We start from the raw sequence: 1,226 nt of genomic DNA on the forward strand, positions 1-1,226 counted from the left end.
TGAAAACCTGGAGGACAGCCCGGACACAAAGGAAAGACTCGTAAAGGTTTTGGACGAGTAGACCGCTGTCAAATGCTGCGTCCTTTACAATGCTCTACCTGCGGTGTGAGTCATTAGGAAACGACCTCGGTCAAAGTTGAAACCCTTCAAGTCGCCCAGCTCGTCGAGCGCCCTATAGAAATCGTAGAATACCAGCGCCATCATTGTCAGTGTCGTGAGTGTGGGGGGAATACAAGTGTACCGTGGCCAACTTCTATCATCCCCGGACAAGATTATGGAGGTAGGCTGCAAGGATTACTTGGTGCCTCTTGGAACATAGGACATTTGCCAAAAGAAAAACAGCAGGAACTGTTGTGGGAAATTGGCAGCAATCTTTATTGGAGTCGGGACTAAGTGAACACAAACCAACGACTGGCAACAGCTGCTAATCACAGCGTAGAAGCCATCATTACCTGGGTCAATCGAGAACAACCCAATCTTCACGTGGATGAAACCCCCATCGACGGTCAAGGGAGTCAAAGAATGGCTATGGGTTTTGAGTCATCCCCAATTCTGTCTGTTTCATGCGGTCGATACTCGCTCTCGCCTGGAACTGGTTTGCCAGTTGGGGCCGTCCTATCGAGGGGTTCTCATTACTGATGAATAAGCGCGTCTACAACGGTTATGAGGTCAAGGATCAACAGAAGTGAAAGCGCCCATCAAAGTCGTCACTTTCTGAGGTTAATCAAACAGCCCGGACTACACAACCGAGCTATTGGAGAAGCGCTCGTGAGTCTGATCGATGAAGCTTTTCGCCATTATCGGCTCTGGCAAGAGAATGGAGAATATACGGAGTACCAACAGTGGGTCAGGGGATTCAAAACTCAGGTACAGTTGACTCTCGAAACGTGGTGGTCGGTGGCGGTCGCGGAAGCGGGTAAGTTACTGCGCTCCCTCAAACAGAAGGCTGCCCAATGGTGGTATTTTTTAGACCACCCCCAAGTTCCACCGGATAATAATCTAGCCGAGAGGTCAAAACGTTTGGCAGTGACCAAGCGCAAGGTGAGTGGTGGCTCTCGTTCTGAAGAACGTTTCCAACAGACCGCTAATTTACTACACGACCAGTCCAAACTTGCCGTTTTCAACAACGGTCAGTCATGGATTTTTTGACCTTTGGTCACGCTACGCGAACGAGCAAGCTCTCATGGCTCAATCGGGTCATTTAACCGAACCTCCTTCCCTCATCC

Annotated in this window: 1 pseudogene; it reads left to right on the forward strand. The window is 49.8% G+C overall.

The features are described 5' to 3' along the window. Window positions 1-1,205, forward strand: a pseudogene (locus F6K53_RS43665) (IS66 family transposase); the annotation flags it as partial. Window positions 1,206-1,226 lie beyond the last annotated feature (21 nt).

This window comes from Moorena sp. SIO4A1 (assembly GCF_010672065.1).
Taxonomy (GTDB): Bacteria; Cyanobacteriota; Cyanobacteriia; order Cyanobacteriales; family Coleofasciculaceae; genus Moorena.